The sequence below is a fragment of the Corallococcus sp. AB038B genome, from assembly GCF_003668955.1.
Taxonomy (GTDB): Bacteria; Myxococcota; Myxococcia; order Myxococcales; family Myxococcaceae; genus Corallococcus; species Corallococcus exiguus.
Genome location: NZ_RAWO01000293.1, coordinates 1 through 398 on the forward strand (window position 1 = coordinate 1; position 398 = coordinate 398).

At 56.8% G+C, this 398-nt stretch carries 1 protein-coding gene; it reads left to right on the top strand.

What is annotated here, in order from left to right:
• On the top strand, positions 1-398 hold a 398-nt coding region (locus tag D7Y04_RS44895), incomplete at both ends, for a hypothetical protein (protein WP_199749847.1).

A 398-nucleotide genomic window follows, 5' to 3' on the forward strand; every position in this document is an offset into this window, starting at 1 on the left:
TCCGGCACGCAACATCAGCCGGTGGTCGCCAGGCTCATCGGTAATGACTATGTCATCGCCTGGGCGGATCAAAGTGCTGGAAATTCCAACATCCACGCACGGGTTTATGGGCTCAATTCTGCGCACCCGGAGATGGTCATTAACATCGAGACGGCTGGCGATCAAACGACGCCGGATGTCACGGTCTTGACCGATGGGCGATTTGTCATCAGCTGGTTAAATGGAGACAAGGTCAAAGCGCGCATTTACGATGCGCGTACGAGTGCCATCAATGTCACCGGGACGCTTGGCAACGACAAGTATGTTGGCACGGGTTTCGCCGGAGATATCCTTTTCGGTGACACGGGCGACGACATTCTGGCCGGCGGCGGCGGCGGCGATACGATTGATGGCGGATT